Raw genomic sequence first — 13,668 nt, 5'->3', positions numbered from 1 at the left:
CGCTTATGTGACGTTGTGTGCCTGGGAGCTGGTTATGACACGATTTTATCGCCGTTTTAGTTTGATGTTGCCGCTTGCGTTTCCCGCTTTGCTGATTAGCTCAATGATTTATGCGGATACTCCGCAAGCGAGTGCCTCGGTATTAAGTGCTGAAGCTTCTGACCCGAACCGCTTAGGCTGGATGCAGGGCTTCCCACCTGCGCCGGAGCAGTTGATTGGCCAGCCAGACTCCAACTACTTTAGTTTCCCCAAAATGCGCTGGACGGTGTGCCACTTTCGCGAGCTGTTGCCTACTAAGCAGGTCAGCCGTGGGTTAGGCGCACCTGCTCCTTTGCCCTATGCATTAGATGATGCGATAAACGATGTCACCTTCACTCCGATTGACGCTAGTGAGCCTATGTCGTGGCAGGCGTCACTAAATGAAAACTACACCGATGGTCTGCTGATTCTTCACCAAGGCCAGGTGGTGTATGAGACTTACTCAGGCTGTTTGGATGAAACGGGCCAGCACGGCGCGATGTCGGTGACTAAATCAATGACCGGCTTGCTAGGTGAAATTCTGGTGGCTGAAGGCGTGCTGGATGAGCAAGCGCTGGTGGGTGATATTTTACCGGAACTTGCCGACAGTGCTTTTGGTAATGCCACGGTTAAACAGCTGCTTGAAATGACCACAGGCCTTGCTTTCAGCGAAGATTACAGTGACCCCAACGCTGAGATCTGGGCCTACAATGCAGCGGCAAGCCCGCTTCCCAAACCAGACGATTACACTGGGCCGCGTACCTATTATGAGTATCTCGCAACGGTACAACCGGAAGGGGAGCATGGGCAGGTCTTTGGCTATAAAACGATTAATACCGATGCACTTGGCTGGGTGATCGCGCGCACGACGGGTGAATCGGTGGCATCACTGTTGTCATCGCGTCTTTGGCAGCGGTTAGGCATGGAGCAGGATGCTTACTTTACCGTGGACTCCATTGGTACGCCGTTCGCAGGGGGCGGTTTGAGCGCTGGCCTTCGGGATATGGCCAGGGTCGGCCAGTTGGTGCTCAATGAAGGCGTAATGAATGGTGAGCGGCTATTTCCCGCAGCAGCCGTTGAGCGCATACGACAAGGCGGCGACAGGCAAGCGTTTGCCGCCGCGGGATACCGTTATTTACCGGGCGGTAGCTACCGTGGCATGTGGTGGTCTCTGCATAACGAGCATGGCGCCTTTGCTGCGAGAGGGGTGCATGGACAAACCATTTATATTGACCCCACCGCTGAGATGGTCATTGTGCGCTTTGCATCGCACCCGGTGGCAGGAAATGCGGCTAATGACCCGACTTCACTTCCCGCCTATCAGGCGGTTGCAGAGTATTTGATGGAAAAAGCGGCTATGACACCTGAGTAATATGCCAAACAGTACTTTCCATGGGTCCTTTCTCAAGGTCGGCGCAGGTGTCAATTCGCATGATGGTGGTGGCTTGGCAGCGCACGCTGAGTTGGCCTTGAGTGTTGCCCCGTTGCCACTGCCAGCGTATCAGGCGTTCTTGCTCACTGCCGCCATCTTCCAGCAGCGCTAGCTGGGGTTGGTGTTGATCCGTGCTTAGTTGTGTACTTAGGTGAGTCAGGGCGGCTAATTCTGCATACTGTTGGGCGGGGGTGAGTTGTGAGCTGCACTGGCGGCCACCCAGATGGCTGCTTTCCCAGACCTCAAACGGTAGCTGGTGGTCAGCAACCGTTTGAGCCAGCGCCTTATAGGTTTGGTAGCCGTACTTGGCGCAGCATTTGTCTTTAGTGCCGTGGGTGCAGCAGAGCAGTAGGTCCTTTTCTAGCGGGGCTGTTCCCACTCTGCCAAGCTGTTGCCTGTTTGCAGAGCGCTTAAAAAGTCTTCTAAGTGATGGCGGGCGATTAGGGTTAGAAAGCGCCGCCGCTCTGGCATCAGAAATACTTGGTGCTGATGTTTATCCATTCCCAGTTACTGAATCAGGTTAATACGTAGGCCGCTATCGGCAATGTCATCTAGTGTCTGTTTCAGCGTGTCGTTCATGTCGCTGGCATGGCGCAATTTGCGCAGCCACTTTGCGCGCGGCCAACTGATTAATAGATTGAGTTCGGCATGGGCAGCGCTCCCAGCTAATGGATCACTCTGTTCACGGCTGAGGTCGGCGCAGAAAGTGTGCTTCATAGGGCGATATGTTCAAGAGCCTATGTGTTCAAGAGTGCGTGTTCAAGGGCGTATATATTCATGATCGATCAAAGAGTTTTAATCAATTGTGTGCTTTTAATGCCATGCTTTTAACCCCATGTTTTTAACACTATAGTGGTTTCGATTTTAATCTTTTATGTATTGTTCTTTGTGGTGCAGCAAATTTTTTTGCACTGTTTTGGGATGTCCTTTTAGCCGGAGTAGATGTTTAGTTGAAATCAACAGAGTTGGAGGTGAAAAATTATTTCCCTTGACCGTATCGAGCAAAGGCTATAAAGAATAAAATTCCTTGTAATCGTATAGAGGGGAAATAAATTGCTTATTGATCGGTTTGATTTAAAAATTCTTGAACAGCTTCAGCGCGATGATAGTCTTTCTATTGCACAGCTTGCAGAAGGGGTTGGTCTCTCTGTTACGCCGTGTTGGCGGCGAATACAAAAGCTGGAAAAAGACGGAATTATAGAAAAAAGAATTGCCGTACTGAACCCTGAGAAATTGGATCTTAGTCTTACTGTGTTTGTGATGGTTAAAACGGATAAACACAACCAAGCTTGGCTTGATACATTTCAGGAAACGGTTAAAAACTTTCCTGAGATCGTAGAAGTTAATCGTCTCGCAGGTGAATACGACTACTTACTCAAGGTCATTACGCGTAATAACCAATCTTATGACGCCTTTTATAAAAGGCTGATTGCGAAAATAGAGCTCAGTAATGTCACATCGTGCTTCTCAATGGAACAAGTCAAGAAAACCACCGAGCTCCCCCTCGGCGATCTCTCGTGAGTGGATGGAGCGCCTACAGAGTGGGGTCATTGGAGAAGGGCGCTTGATTCCCGGCCCATTTGGTGACTGCCCCTTGCTCTATGCCGATTACACGGCATCGGGAAGGGCGTTGGATATAGTAGAGCGGGCAATTCAGGAGGAGGTGTTGCCTCTGTATGCCAATACGCATACCGAAACCTCTTACACCGGTAAAATAACCACGCGGCTACGGGAAGCTGCTCGCCAAGCAGTGGCGGAGTCTGTAGGTGCTGATGACGAATATGCGGTCATTTTTGCTGGTGCTGGTGCTACCGCGGCGATAGATCGTTGCTGTCGCATTCTTGAGTTGACCCATGGGCAAGTGACTTCGAAGGTCTCCAAACCGGTTGTTTTCGTTGGCCCCTATGAGCATCACTCCAATGACCTGGTATGGCGTGAGTGCGATGTTGATCTGGTACGTACTCCTCTGGATAGCCATGGTCTTGTTGATCTGGGAATACTAGAACAGCAATTGCAGGCACATGCCGAGCGGGAAGTTAAAGTCGTGGCGTTTTCGGCTGCTTCGAATGTAACGGGGATTTTGTCGCCCGTGGCCCAGATAGCCAAGTTAGCGCACCAATATGGCGGCTTGGCTGTGTTCGACTATGCGGCAAGTGGGCCCTATGTCGCGATCAATATGGCAGGCAGCGGCCAAGGCGATCATTTGGATGCCGTCTTCCTTTCCCCTCATAAGTTTGTTGGTGGACCTGGAAGTTCCGGCGTGCTGGTGATTCGCAAAGCGGTGTGCCGCAATGCGAAGCCATCCATTGCCGGTGGCGGCACGGTATCCTATGTAACTGCCTCCCATCATCGCTATGTTCAGAGTGTCGAGCGTCGGGAGGAAGCGGGTACGCCTAATATTTTGGGCGATATTCGCGCAGGGTTAGCGTTTCGGATCAAAGCAAAAGTTGGCACTGAGGCCATTGAGTTGCGCGAGCAAGAGTTGGTGGCCATGGCGGTGGAATGCTGGCAAAAAATAGCCAACCTAAACCTGCTTGGATCACTTAATGCGCCCAGGCTGGCCATCTTCTCGTTCAATGTCACTGCTGGAGAAAGGGCGATACACCATAACCTCGTGGTTGCCATGTTGAATGACCTATTCGGTATTCAGGCTAGAGGTGGCTGTTCCTGCGCGGGCCCTTATGGTCATGAACTGCTTTCCATTGATAGTGATACGGCTGCAGCGCATGAAGCGTTAGTCCAAAAAGGTAGAAGCATATATCGCCCAGGTTGGGTAAGACTCGGATTTAACTTCTTTTTTAGCAATGAGTCGGCTAACTATGTAATATCAGCGGTCGAGTTTATTGCGCGTTATGCCCCAGTATTAATGAAACTTTACTCTGTGGATGAACATAGTGGTGTTTGGGTTGCCCAGCGCCCTGATGCGTCAGCTCAATCCGAAGAGTCAGTAACGCCATGCCTATTGGATACGCTTTTCACTAAGGATGCATCTGTTGGAACAGCTGACGAGGCCACAGTACTTGATTGCTTTGCCAGAGCGCTTGAATTGGTTGAACTGGCGAAAGCCTTGCCTTTACCCGCTAATCGCCATGCTGAAGATGTACCCGTTCGTTGGTTCTGGTGGCCCCATGAAGCCGAACAGGCCATGCAGACACAAGCCGAGATGATGCCATGACCCTCACTCCCTCTTTGGCCGGTGCCGGCCTTGAAGCCTTGAATGCACGCGTGAAGCACGACCTCGCCTGTCTGAACCTGCCACCTGCTAATTGGGTCCCCCCATTAGAGAGAGAGGATGGGCGGCACGTTTACGATGTCGTAATTGTGGGCGGTGGGCAGTGCGGTTTGGTGGCGGCTTTCGCGCTATTGTCGGGAGGTATCGCCAATATCCGCATTTTTGATCGCAACCCGGCGGGTAAAGAAGGGCCCTGGATGAACTATGCCCGCATGGAGACACTGCGTTCGCCGAAAACATTACCAGGACCCAGCTATGGGTTTGCCTCACTGACCTTCCGGGCTTGGTATGAGGCGCAGTTTGGCACCGAGGCCTGGGAAATTCTTGACAAGATTCCTCGACCTACCTGGATGGAGTACCTTTGCTGGTACCGTGAAGTTCTCAACCTGCCGGTCGAAAATAGTGTCAAGGTTGAGCATGTTAAGCCCGAGGGAGAGCTACTCAGTCTTGAGCTTTCTGGCCCAGGCGCGACGGCTGAACGTGTTCTAACACGTAAACTGATTATGGCGACTGGCCGTGAAGGTACCGGTGCCCCCAAGATTCCCGATTTCGTTGCTGGTTTGCCGGAATCTAGCTGGGCACACACGGCGGACGATATCGACTTTACTGCCCTTAAAGGGAAGCGTGTGGTCGTGGTGGGGGTAGGCGCCTCGGCGATTGATAATGCTGCTGAGGCGCTGGAGCATGGAGCCAGCGAGGTTCGCTTCCTGATTCGCCGTCAGCAGATGCCGACAATCAACAAAATGATGGGTATTGGCTCCTATGGCTTTACTCATGGCTACGCAACACTGCCGGATGAGTGGCGCTGGCGCATTATGCACTACTCTTTTATCACCCAGACGCCGCCTCCCCGCGGCTCGACGTTGCGCGTCAGCCGCCATAAGAATGCTTATTTTCACTTTGGTTGTGGCATTGAAAATATTCGAGTTGAAGGGTCGGAAGTGGTGATCACGACCCAGCAGGGCAAACAGGTTCGCTGCGACTTTCTGATTCTGGGAACTGGGTTTGAAGTTGACCCACTGGCTCGTACCGAGCTGGCAGGGTATGCCGATCGTATTCTGCTGTGGCGTGATCGATATCAGCCACCCACCGAGCTTCAGCACGAAGAGCTGGGTAATTTTCCTTACGTAGATCGCGACTTTGCCTTCCAGGAGCGAGAGCCAGGAGCGGCCCCCTGGCTGCGTAATATCCACTGCTTCAACTATGGTGCCTCTATTAGTTTAGGCAAAGTCAGCGGTGACATTCCTGGGATCAGCGAAGGAGCTAGCTGGCTGGCAGGCGCAATTGCCGCAGGCTTTTATCGAGAAGACATTGAGCGCCACTGGCAGCTACTCGAACACTACGACTCTCCGGAACTACTGGGGGATGAGTGGGAGCCTTCCCCATTGCCTTGAATGCGTAGCGCTAACGTCGTCTTTGTATTGCAATGTTAAGGAACCGAAATGTCACATGTACTTGAATCAGCCGCTGGCGTGCCCAGCAGCGGCCCGCTGGCCGAAGCCCTGACTATGCGCGGCAAATTGATGGAGCTAACACAAGCATCCTATGAAGCAGCGCTGCTACCCAGTGATGCCGGGAATCTGCCTGCCAGCTTAAGAGCGGCGCTGGCATGCCGTATGGCGAGAATTTGCCAGCAAGCTGGGCTGACACAGCACTATGCTGATTTGCTTGCCGGGCATGGCGATGATGCCGACCCTTACCAACTAGCCCTTCCAGGACAAATGCCTCCGGCGGATAACCAGCGTTTGGTTGCGATGGTGGATTACGTTGACTTAGTCACCGAACGGCCGCGAGATGCCAGCGAAGCAACAATCGGTTCGCTACGTACCGCAGGCATTGATGAAGCAGATATTGTCCGCTTAGCCGGGCTGGTTGCTTTCGTTAACTACCAGCTACGCGTTGCTGCTGTGCTGAGTGTGATGGGGAAAAGCCAATGAGTCGTGTCATTCACAAGTTCACCACCCGGGTACCCACGTGGCGTCCCCATATCACCCCGATTGATTTTGATCAGGCGACGCCTGCTCAACGGGAAGCGCTGAAAGAAACGCCTTCCAACACCAAAATTTCCGACTATGTATTGGTGTTGGCGCATGATCCTGAGCCGCTGCGTATCCGCACTTCTCTATTTAACGGCATCATGTATGACAAGGGTGGTTTATCCCGTGAAGAGCGGGAACTGGGAGCGGTGGCAGCATCGGTCGTCAACCGCTGTATCTACTGCGCGGCTGTACATGCTCAGCGTTATAACAACCTGACGCGTGATGAGCGGGTGATGCAGGAGATCTTCTTCAATGGAGAAAAGGCGGATATCGATGCACGTCAACGTGCCATCCTTAAGTTCGGCATGCGGCTCTCTGAGTGTCCTCCCCAAGTAACCGAAGATGATATTGCCAGCCTACGTGAAGCGGGGCTGGATGATCAGGAAATTTTGGATCTTACCCTCTCAACCACTCTATTTGGCTGGGCAAACCGGCTTATGCATACCCTTGGTGAACCTGTATCGGGAGCATAGCTTAAACAAGCACCCGCTTTTTAAAACGTTGGCACATCCCTGGCGAGTATCTATCGGCAGCTAGTACCTATAGGCAGTTAGTACATAAATAAGAGGAACGTCCCCATGACAAAACGTACGTTTTCGCGCTTGGCTCTGGCAGCCGCAACTTCCATGCTTTTTATTTCCCCTGCTATGGCAGAAACCTTGCGCTTGGGCACGGTAGTAAGTGCTCCTCACCCATGGATTGATGCTGCTGAAGCGTTTAAAGCCGAAGTAGCAGAAGCGACCGATGGGCGTATCGATGTACAGATTTTCCCAGGTGGCCAATTAGGTAATGACCAGACAATGGTCGATGAGATTCGTATCGGTACTACCGATATGATCATTGGCGGTGTGATGAATATTTCGCCGTATACCCCTGAGTTTGAAATTTTCAGTCTTAATTATCTGTTTGAAGATATGGATAAATTCCGGGCTGCCACCTCTCCAGACTCGCCCGTGTTTGACTACTTCGCCAACGCTATGCAGGAGTCAGGCGTAGGCTTGAAGTTGTTGAGTCTGACAGGAGGGGGAACGCGCAATTTAAGTACCAATACCGGACCTGTCACCCAGCCCTCTGATCTGCAAGGTATCAAGATGCGTGTGACTGGTTCCCGCCTGGATGCTGATATGTGGCAATCAGTCGGTGCGTTGACGACATCGCTACCATGGACAGAAATCTACACTGGCCTGCAAACCGGCGTAGTGGGGGCCTTCGAGAGCACCATCAGTGGTTATTACTCAAGCCGCCTTTATGAAGTAGCTCCTTATCATGCCAAAACCGAACACCAGGTGATGATGAGCCATATTTCCATCAGTGAGAACCGCTTTAACCGCTTCTCGGAAGAGGATCAGGCCATCATTCTCAATGCGGCCCAGAATGCGGGTGAGTTCGGCACTGAAAAAGGAGTGGAGTACGATGCGGAGTTTATTCAGGAATTCGAGGAGCTAGGTGTAACGGTGACTGAAGTCGACAAGCAGGCCTTCATTGATGCGGTCGTTCCTCTGCATGACGAGTTTGCTGAGGAACGTGGTTTGACTGAGCTGCTTGACACGATTCGCAACCTGTAAACCGCGATCCATCAGCGCTTTGGCGTGCTGCTTTGTGTCTCATCTGAAAGCAGTGCGCCAATGTAAGGGCAGAAAAATGCGGAAAATAAACGATCTGTTGGAGAAACTCCTGACATTTATCGCAGGCTCGCTGTTTGCAGCCTTTATCCTAACGGTGCTCTATCAGGTGGTGGCACGTAACTACCTGAAAATATCAGTATCGTGGACCGATGAAGTCGCTATGGCTTGTTTCATTTGGGCGGTCTTTATTGGAGCGGCCATTGCACTGCGTAAGCGTAGGCACTATGTGGTGGACGTTTTCCCTCCAAGCTTTGTTATTACTCAGCGCGTATTACGCTTATTCGGTAGCCTCGCCTGTCTGCCCGTGATCTATGTACTGATTGTGCACGGTAATGTACTGGTGGATATGGGCTGGAACCGACGTTCGGTAGCTTTAGGTACGCCCATGGCCTATGTGTTCGCCGCGATCCCCGTAGCAGGTATCTCCATGTTGCTATTTTCTATTGAGACTATTCGCGATGATATCGCTAAGCTGCGTGCTGGTAGAGATGCGGCCAGTGGTGGAGAGGCCCCTGAATCATGAGTCCACTGATTACCTTGATTGGCAGTTTTCTGGTTCTTATCGGCCTAAGTGTTCCTATCGCTTTTGCGATTGGTTTGGCTTCCATATTGACGATCATGCAATTGGGGCTGCCTTTAACCTCGGTCGTTAATCAGATGTTTGCCAGCATTAACTCATTCCCGTTACTGGCCGTGCCTTTCTTCCTATTGTTAGGGCGCCTGATGAACGACGGGGGCATCACCGACCGCCTGCTGCGCTTTGCGGATAGCACCGTTGGGCATGTTCGCGGCGGTCTGGGCCACATCAATGTCATGGTATCCATGATGTTCGCCAGCCTTTCGGGGTCTGCAGCTGCAGATACTGCCAGCGTGGGGGCGGTGCTCATTCCTGCGATGAAGAAGTCGGGCTATCCCGCGCCGTTTGCTGTGGCATTGACGGCCGCATCGTCCGTGCTGGGGGGGATCATTCCTCCCTCGATTCTCATGGTAATTTACGGTGCTTTTGGCAACGTATCCGTGGGTGCTCTGTTTATGGGTGGCATTCTGCCAGGGATACTCGTCGGTTTGATGCAGATGGGCTATGTGTATTACATCGCGAGAAAGCACGATATTAAAGCAACGGGTAAGTTCTCTTTCCGCCAAATGGGGCGCACTGCGATCACCGCTGCTCCACCTATGGTGCTGCCGCTAGTGGTGCTAGGTGGCATCACCCTAGGCGTATTCACTGCCACGGAAGCTGCTTCGGTAGCGGTCTTAGTAGGCGTGTTGTTGGCCTTTGTTTTTTATCGAGCGATACGTTTTAGGCAGCTTCCCGGCATTTTGTCAGATTCGGTTGTAGCCTTTTCGTTACCGATGTTTGCTGTCGCTTCCGCAGGCATTATGGGATGGCTGATTTCGTACTTGGGGATCGCTCAGGAGGTCGCTAACTTTATCCTCACCGTAACGCAATCGCGGGTGGGCATCATGCTGTTGGTGATGCTGTTCATGTTAGTGATTGGCACTGTCCTCAGCCCAGTGACAGCAGTCATTATCTTCCTCCCCATTATTCAGGGGCTGTGTATCGCAGCTGATATCAACCAGGTCCACATGGCGCTGGTAGTGGTTTTATCGCTCACCTTAGGGTTGATTACGCCTCCCTATGGTATTTGTCTGCTTATCGCAACACAGATTGGCGAAGTTTCCATGCCGCGTGCTTTTATGGCAGTAATACCGCTAATAGTGCTCATTATGTCGATCATTATCGCCATGATACTACTGCCAAGCGTCTTTCTGTATTTACCGCAATTAGTGTTTCCAAAAGCGTTTTAGTAAGGTGGGGTAGCGTTATATTAGCGCTACCCCCACCTCTACGATGCCAAATACCGCCACCCCAGCAGCGACCGGCCAGCCCAAAGAGCGGAGCCGCGACCATACCCACAATGTGACGGCAAGACCGATAGCAGTGGCAATCCATGAAACAGCACTCGGGCTCACTGGCACGATAGAAACACCGAGCACAGCGGCGATCATCAGCGGGCCGAGAATACTTAGCCACTGGGGCATATTGTTAATGCCTGTCTCACTGTTTATACGGCGCTGCATCCATAGAAAAGGCACCACACGCATCAGCAGAGTACCTATCGCGGATATCATCACCGCTAACCACAACGCGCTACTCATTACTTCCTCTCCTTTTTTCAAACTTCACCAGGTAGAAGCACAGCGCGCCACAGGCAGCCGCCAATGGGATGGCCACATTGCCCCATCCAGTCAGCGTTAAACACAGTGCGGCAATGATGGTGAGTCCCATTGCTACTGCCCAGCGTTTATCGGTAAAACGCGGAGCCACCATGGTGAGAAATAGTGCAGGCAGCGCGAAGGGCATAATTTCACCCAACAACGGCCAGCGGGCGGTAAATGTTTCGCCAGCGGTAGCCCCCACAGCAGTGCCCACTGCCCATGCTCCCCACGCCAGTAACGATGCACCTACAAACCAGCTAAAGCGCTTCGCGTCAGGCAACTGAGGAAGCCTGGTTAATGCCAGAGCAAATACCTGGTCGGTTAGGCCGTGCATTAGCCATGGCCAGTGGCGGCTGCGCGGCAGCAGCTCGGCTAGGTTAGGGCCGTACACTACATGGCGCACATTAATCAGTAATGTCATTGCTACCACCAACCACAGCGGAGCGCCGGTGGCGATCATGCCCACAAACAAAAACTGCGAAGCACCCGCGTAAATCAGCGCTGATATAGCTGTGGCTTCCCATGTGCTAAAGCCTGCTTGGCTAGCCACTAAACCAAATGATAGCGCCACCGGTATGTAACCACCCAATAGCGGAATCGCTTCCCGCACGCCTTGCAGCGCGCTACGCCACGGCGAGTGGCTGACAACTTGGTTCATGGTGCATCCCCCTGTTCGCCGTAAGTAATGGTGAGTAGCATGGTGGCCTCTTGGTCTTGGGTGCGGTAAAAGTGAGGCTCATCAGCGCGAAAGGTGATGCTTTCGCCAGGGGTTAGCTCAGTAACCGCCCCTTCTGGGCCGGCTTCGAGCCAGCCGCTGATCAGGGTCAGCGTTTCTTGAGTACCCAGGGTGTGAGCTTCGGCGTGGCGCAGGGTATGGGGAGCGCAGCGCATCCAGTAGGCATCTACCTGAGGCGAGCCTTTTCCTTGGTCAATTAACTGAACTTGTACGCCATCTTCACCTAAAGGCACAGAGATAGGCGCGACCAGGGTGCCGAAGGGGACATTAAGCTGCACTGCTAACCGCCAGATGGTATCCAAGGTGGGGTTGCCATTACCTTGTTCCAGACGGCACAGATTAGATTTGGCAATGCCAGCGGCATTGGCTAGATAGGAGAGTGACCAGCCCCGCGCTTGGCGAAGGGATTGCAAATGCTGGCCTAGGGTACTTAGTGAGTGCTCATCCATTCTATTATCTCGCTGTTCCTTTTATAGAACGTTCTATATAAGGAACAGCGAGAAGTCAAACAAATTGCGTTATATCGTGTGGTCAGAGCCGGACGGTTGACGGGCTCGGCAGGCGGCAGCAGTGAACAGCACATCCGTTGAGGAATTCAGCGCGGTTTCGGTCGCGTCTTGTACCACGCTGATGACAAAGCCAATCGCTACTGCCTGCATGGCAACTTCTGTTGGAATGCCAAACAGGTTGGCAGCCATCGGAATGAGCATCAGCGAACCACCGGCTACGCCTGAAACACCGCAGGCAGCCAGTGCAGACACCACGCACAGTAGTAGGGCAGTGGGGAAGTCGACGGTAATGCCTAGCGTATGGGTGGTCGCCAAGGTAATCACCGTTATGGTGATAGCTGCACCACACATGTTGATCGTCGCGCCGAGCGGAATAGAAATAGCGTAGGTGTCGGCATCCAGCTTTAAACGGCGGCACAGCTCTAAATTTACGGGGATATTCGCCGCTGAGCTGCGGGTAAAGAAGGCGGTGATGGCACTGCCGCGCAGGCAGGTGAACACCAGTGGGTAAGGGTTCTTACGGGTAGTGAGATAAACGAGCAGCGGATTGCTAACCAGAGTAACAAACAACATACAGCCAACGATGACACCTAGCAGTTGAGCGTAGTTGAGCAATGCCTCTACCCCTGACTCTGCCAAGGTTCCCGCGACTAAGCCAAAGATGCCAATCGGCGCTAAGCGAATTACCAGCGTGACAATGCGGGTGACAGCAGTGGATAAATCGCTTAACGCTTGGCGGGTGGTGTCGCTGGCTTGGCGTAGCATTAAACCAAGGCCAATGGCCCATGCCAGAATAGCGATAAAGTTCGCTTCCATTAGCGCACTTACCGGGTTAGCCACCGCATTTAATAACAGGTCCCTTAGAACGCTAAAAATATCCCCAGGAGGATTGCCGTCAATTTGCCCCGCATTCAATGAAAGTTCGGTAGGGAACAGAAAGCTTGCCGCCACTGCAATTAGCGCAGCGATTAATGTGCCTACCACATACAGTATGAGCACGGGGCGAATGTGAGTTGGTTGACCTTTCTTGTGTGCAGCGATGGCAGCGGTAACCAGCACAAAGACTAAAATAGGGGCCACTGCTTGCAGAGCGGCAATAAATAGCTGGCCAAGCAGTGCCACATTGCCTGCAATGTCCGGTGTGAAAAGGGCGATGAATACACCGGCAACAATGCCAATTAAAATCTGCGGGATAAGGCCCAGCCGGAAAAGTGGCTGAAACACGGTGTAGACGGTGGCAATCATTGCGCGACTCTCAGGTAGTAGAAGGGGAAACGTTGCGGCGATAGGCCGTGGACGTGCCTGAAAGGGGCAGCATTCTACCAGCTGTGAGTATCTCGCGGGCAGTTGTATGAAAAACTTGGGGAGGGCGCTCAATTAGATAAGTAACTGGCGATATAATGTGCTGATCGCTATGTTTTGATCTTGGCGATACCTACGTTGCAATCTATCGCTTCTCTTAAAAGAGAAAAGAACAGGAAACTTATCAATGCGCATTAAAGTGTTATTCGCTGCACTGCTGATACTGTGTAGCTCTTCGCTTGCAATGGCTGCCGACTACTACATCGATATCACTAATCGTACGGGCTATATCTTGTATTACATGTATATAAGCCCAACAGATTCGAAAAGCTGGGAAGAGGATGTGCTCGGCAATGATGTTCTGATGGATGGTGATACTCAGCGGGTGACGATTACGGGATATGACAGTCCTATCTTCGATATTCGTTTGGTCGATGAAGACGACGACAGCTATACCTTCTGGAAGGTAGATGTATCTACCCGGGATCTTGTGGTTACGCTAGATGATTTAGACTGATAAAAAACTCCCAACGGTTTGCCTCCCCTAACAGCGCC

17 protein-coding genes are annotated in these 13,668 nt (G+C 52.2%); 10 read left to right on the top strand and 7 right to left on the bottom strand.

Going from position 1 to position 13,668, the window contains the following annotated elements:
- The first annotated feature begins 34 nt into the window (after positions 1-34).
- Positions 35-1,390 (top strand): serine hydrolase, encoded by a 1,356-nt coding sequence (locus J4377_RS13365; protein WP_253485881.1) that lies wholly within the window; start codon positions 35-37, stop codon positions 1,388-1,390.
- On the opposite strand, the gene J4377_RS13360 is transcribed toward J4377_RS13365, so the two are convergent.
- The 3 genes from J4377_RS13360 to J4377_RS13350 are packed head-to-tail and all read right to left on the bottom strand — an operon-like array spanning position 1,374 to position 2,167.
- Positions 1,374-1,829: a sucrase ferredoxin gene (locus tag J4377_RS13360; protein ID WP_253485880.1), complete on the bottom strand. Its 456-nt coding sequence runs from the start codon at positions 1,827-1,829 to the stop codon at positions 1,374-1,376. The two genes, J4377_RS13365 and J4377_RS13360, sit on opposite strands and share 17 nt — an antisense overlap.
- Positions 1,811-1,951, bottom strand: a complete 141-nt coding sequence (locus J4377_RS13355) for a hypothetical protein (protein WP_253485878.1) — start codon at positions 1,949-1,951, stop codon at positions 1,811-1,813. The genes J4377_RS13360 and J4377_RS13355 overlap by 19 nt, the downstream gene beginning before the upstream one ends.
- Positions 1,952-1,957: 6 nt before the next feature.
- Entirely contained in the window at positions 1,958-2,167 is a 210-nt protein-coding gene (locus J4377_RS13350; RefSeq protein WP_233437198.1) for a hypothetical protein, read from the bottom strand.
- A gap of 336 nt (positions 2,168-2,503) precedes the next feature.
- On the opposite strand from J4377_RS13350, the gene J4377_RS13345 reads away from it, so the two are divergent.
- The 8 genes from J4377_RS13345 to J4377_RS13310 all read left to right on the top strand — a co-directional run bounded on the left by J4377_RS13345 (position 2,504) and on the right by J4377_RS13310 (position 10,155).
- Positions 2,504-2,971 (top strand): Lrp/AsnC family transcriptional regulator, encoded by a 468-nt coding sequence (locus J4377_RS13345; RefSeq protein WP_198348988.1) that lies wholly within the window; start codon positions 2,504-2,506, stop codon positions 2,969-2,971.
- Between the two features lie 4 nt (positions 2,972-2,975).
- A complete protein-coding gene (locus J4377_RS13340) occupies positions 2,976-4,625 on the top strand; it encodes an aminotransferase class V-fold PLP-dependent enzyme (RefSeq protein WP_253485876.1) in 1,650 nt (549 codons plus the stop codon).
- Complete coding sequence (locus J4377_RS13335) at positions 4,622-6,076, top strand: NAD(P)-binding domain-containing protein (protein ID WP_095603950.1); 1,455 nt, start codon at positions 4,622-4,624, stop codon at positions 6,074-6,076. Before J4377_RS13340 ends, J4377_RS13335 begins: the two co-directional genes overlap by 4 nt.
- 48 nt (positions 6,077-6,124) lie before the next feature.
- Entirely contained in the window at positions 6,125-6,619 is a 495-nt protein-coding gene (locus J4377_RS13330) for a CMD domain-containing protein (protein WP_095603949.1), read from the top strand.
- Positions 6,616-7,194, top strand: a complete 579-nt coding sequence (locus J4377_RS13325) for a peroxidase-related enzyme (protein WP_038477449.1) — start codon at positions 6,616-6,618, stop codon at positions 7,192-7,194. Before J4377_RS13330 ends, J4377_RS13325 begins: the two co-directional genes overlap by 4 nt.
- Positions 7,195-7,299: 105 nt before the next feature.
- Positions 7,300-8,286 (top strand): TRAP transporter substrate-binding protein, encoded by a 987-nt coding sequence (locus J4377_RS13320; protein ID WP_051626349.1) that lies wholly within the window; start codon positions 7,300-7,302, stop codon positions 8,284-8,286.
- 76 nt (positions 8,287-8,362) lie between these two features.
- On the top strand, positions 8,363-8,869 hold the full coding sequence (locus J4377_RS13315; protein ID WP_038477446.1) for a TRAP transporter small permease: 507 nt from the start codon (positions 8,363-8,365) through the stop codon (positions 8,867-8,869).
- Positions 8,866-10,155, top strand: a complete 1,290-nt coding sequence (locus J4377_RS13310; RefSeq protein WP_253485874.1) for a TRAP transporter large permease — start codon at positions 8,866-8,868, stop codon at positions 10,153-10,155. The genes J4377_RS13315 and J4377_RS13310 overlap by 4 nt, the downstream gene beginning before the upstream one ends.
- Before the next feature lie 15 nt (positions 10,156-10,170).
- Here the strand turns inward: J4377_RS13310 and J4377_RS13305 are convergent, their stop codons facing one another.
- From J4377_RS13305 to sstT, 4 genes are all read right to left on the bottom strand, one after another.
- Entirely contained in the window at positions 10,171-10,506 is a 336-nt protein-coding gene (locus tag J4377_RS13305) for an AzlD domain-containing protein (protein ID WP_038477440.1), read from the bottom strand.
- The gene (locus tag J4377_RS13300) at positions 10,499-11,224 is read right to left on the bottom strand and encodes an AzlC family ABC transporter permease (protein ID WP_038477437.1); all 726 of its coding nucleotides are present in this window, start codon (positions 11,222-11,224) and stop codon (positions 10,499-10,501) included. Before J4377_RS13300 ends, J4377_RS13305 begins: the two co-directional genes overlap by 8 nt.
- On the bottom strand, positions 11,221-11,751 hold the full coding sequence (locus J4377_RS13295; RefSeq protein ID WP_038477434.1) for a helix-turn-helix domain-containing protein: 531 nt from the start codon (positions 11,749-11,751) through the stop codon (positions 11,221-11,223). Before J4377_RS13295 ends, J4377_RS13300 begins: the two co-directional genes overlap by 4 nt.
- 69 nt (positions 11,752-11,820) lie before the next feature.
- On the bottom strand, positions 11,821-13,056 hold the full coding sequence (gene sstT / locus J4377_RS13290) for a serine/threonine transporter SstT (protein WP_253485872.1): 1,236 nt from the start codon (positions 13,054-13,056) through the stop codon (positions 11,821-11,823).
- Positions 13,057-13,300: 244 nt separating this feature from the next.
- On the opposite strand from sstT, the gene J4377_RS13285 reads away from it, so the two are divergent.
- The gene (locus J4377_RS13285; RefSeq protein WP_038477428.1) at positions 13,301-13,630 is read left to right on the top strand and encodes a hypothetical protein; all 330 of its coding nucleotides are present in this window, start codon (positions 13,301-13,303) and stop codon (positions 13,628-13,630) included.
- Positions 13,631-13,668 lie beyond the last annotated feature (38 nt).

The sequence above is a fragment of the Halomonas sp. XH26 genome (assembly GCF_024138895.1).
In the GTDB taxonomy this organism is placed as follows: Bacteria; Pseudomonadota; Gammaproteobacteria; order Pseudomonadales; family Halomonadaceae; genus Vreelandella; species Vreelandella alkaliphila.
The sequence above is the reverse complement of the archived record's forward strand: the minus strand, read 5'-3'. Positions and strand labels throughout refer to the sequence as shown.

Coding starts and splice junctions, on each gene's coding strand:
- J4377_RS13320 (WP_051626349.1), top strand. CDS start 7,300: ATGACAAAACGTACGTTTTCGCGCTTGGCTCTGGCAGCCGCAACTTCC.
- J4377_RS13340 (WP_253485876.1), top strand. CDS start 2,976: ATGGAGCGCCTACAGAGTGGGGTCATTGGAGAAGGGCGCTTGATTCCC.
- sstT (WP_253485872.1), bottom strand. CDS start 13,056: ATGATTGCCACCGTCTACACCGTGTTTCAGCCACTTTTCCGGCTGGGC.
- J4377_RS13295 (WP_038477434.1), bottom strand. CDS start 11,751: ATGGATGAGCACTCACTAAGTACCCTAGGCCAGCATTTGCAATCCCTT.
- J4377_RS13285 (WP_038477428.1), top strand. CDS start 13,301: ATGCGCATTAAAGTGTTATTCGCTGCACTGCTGATACTGTGTAGCTCT.
- J4377_RS13335 (WP_095603950.1), top strand. CDS start 4,622: ATGACCCTCACTCCCTCTTTGGCCGGTGCCGGCCTTGAAGCCTTGAAT.
- J4377_RS13325 (WP_038477449.1), top strand. CDS start 6,616: ATGAGTCGTGTCATTCACAAGTTCACCACCCGGGTACCCACGTGGCGT.
- J4377_RS13310 (WP_253485874.1), top strand. CDS start 8,866: ATGAGTCCACTGATTACCTTGATTGGCAGTTTTCTGGTTCTTATCGGC.
- J4377_RS13300 (WP_038477437.1), bottom strand. CDS start 11,224: ATGAACCAAGTTGTCAGCCACTCGCCGTGGCGTAGCGCGCTGCAAGGC.
- J4377_RS13330 (WP_095603949.1), top strand. CDS start 6,125: ATGTCACATGTACTTGAATCAGCCGCTGGCGTGCCCAGCAGCGGCCCG.
- J4377_RS13305 (WP_038477440.1), bottom strand. CDS start 10,506: ATGAGTAGCGCGTTGTGGTTAGCGGTGATGATATCCGCGATAGGTACT.
- J4377_RS13350 (WP_233437198.1), bottom strand. CDS start 2,167: ATGAAGCACACTTTCTGCGCCGACCTCAGCCGTGAACAGAGTGATCCA.
- J4377_RS13365 (WP_253485881.1), top strand. CDS start 35: ATGACACGATTTTATCGCCGTTTTAGTTTGATGTTGCCGCTTGCGTTT.
- J4377_RS13315 (WP_038477446.1), top strand. CDS start 8,363: ATGCGGAAAATAAACGATCTGTTGGAGAAACTCCTGACATTTATCGCA.
- J4377_RS13355 (WP_253485878.1), bottom strand. CDS start 1,951: ATGGATAAACATCAGCACCAAGTATTTCTGATGCCAGAGCGGCGGCGC.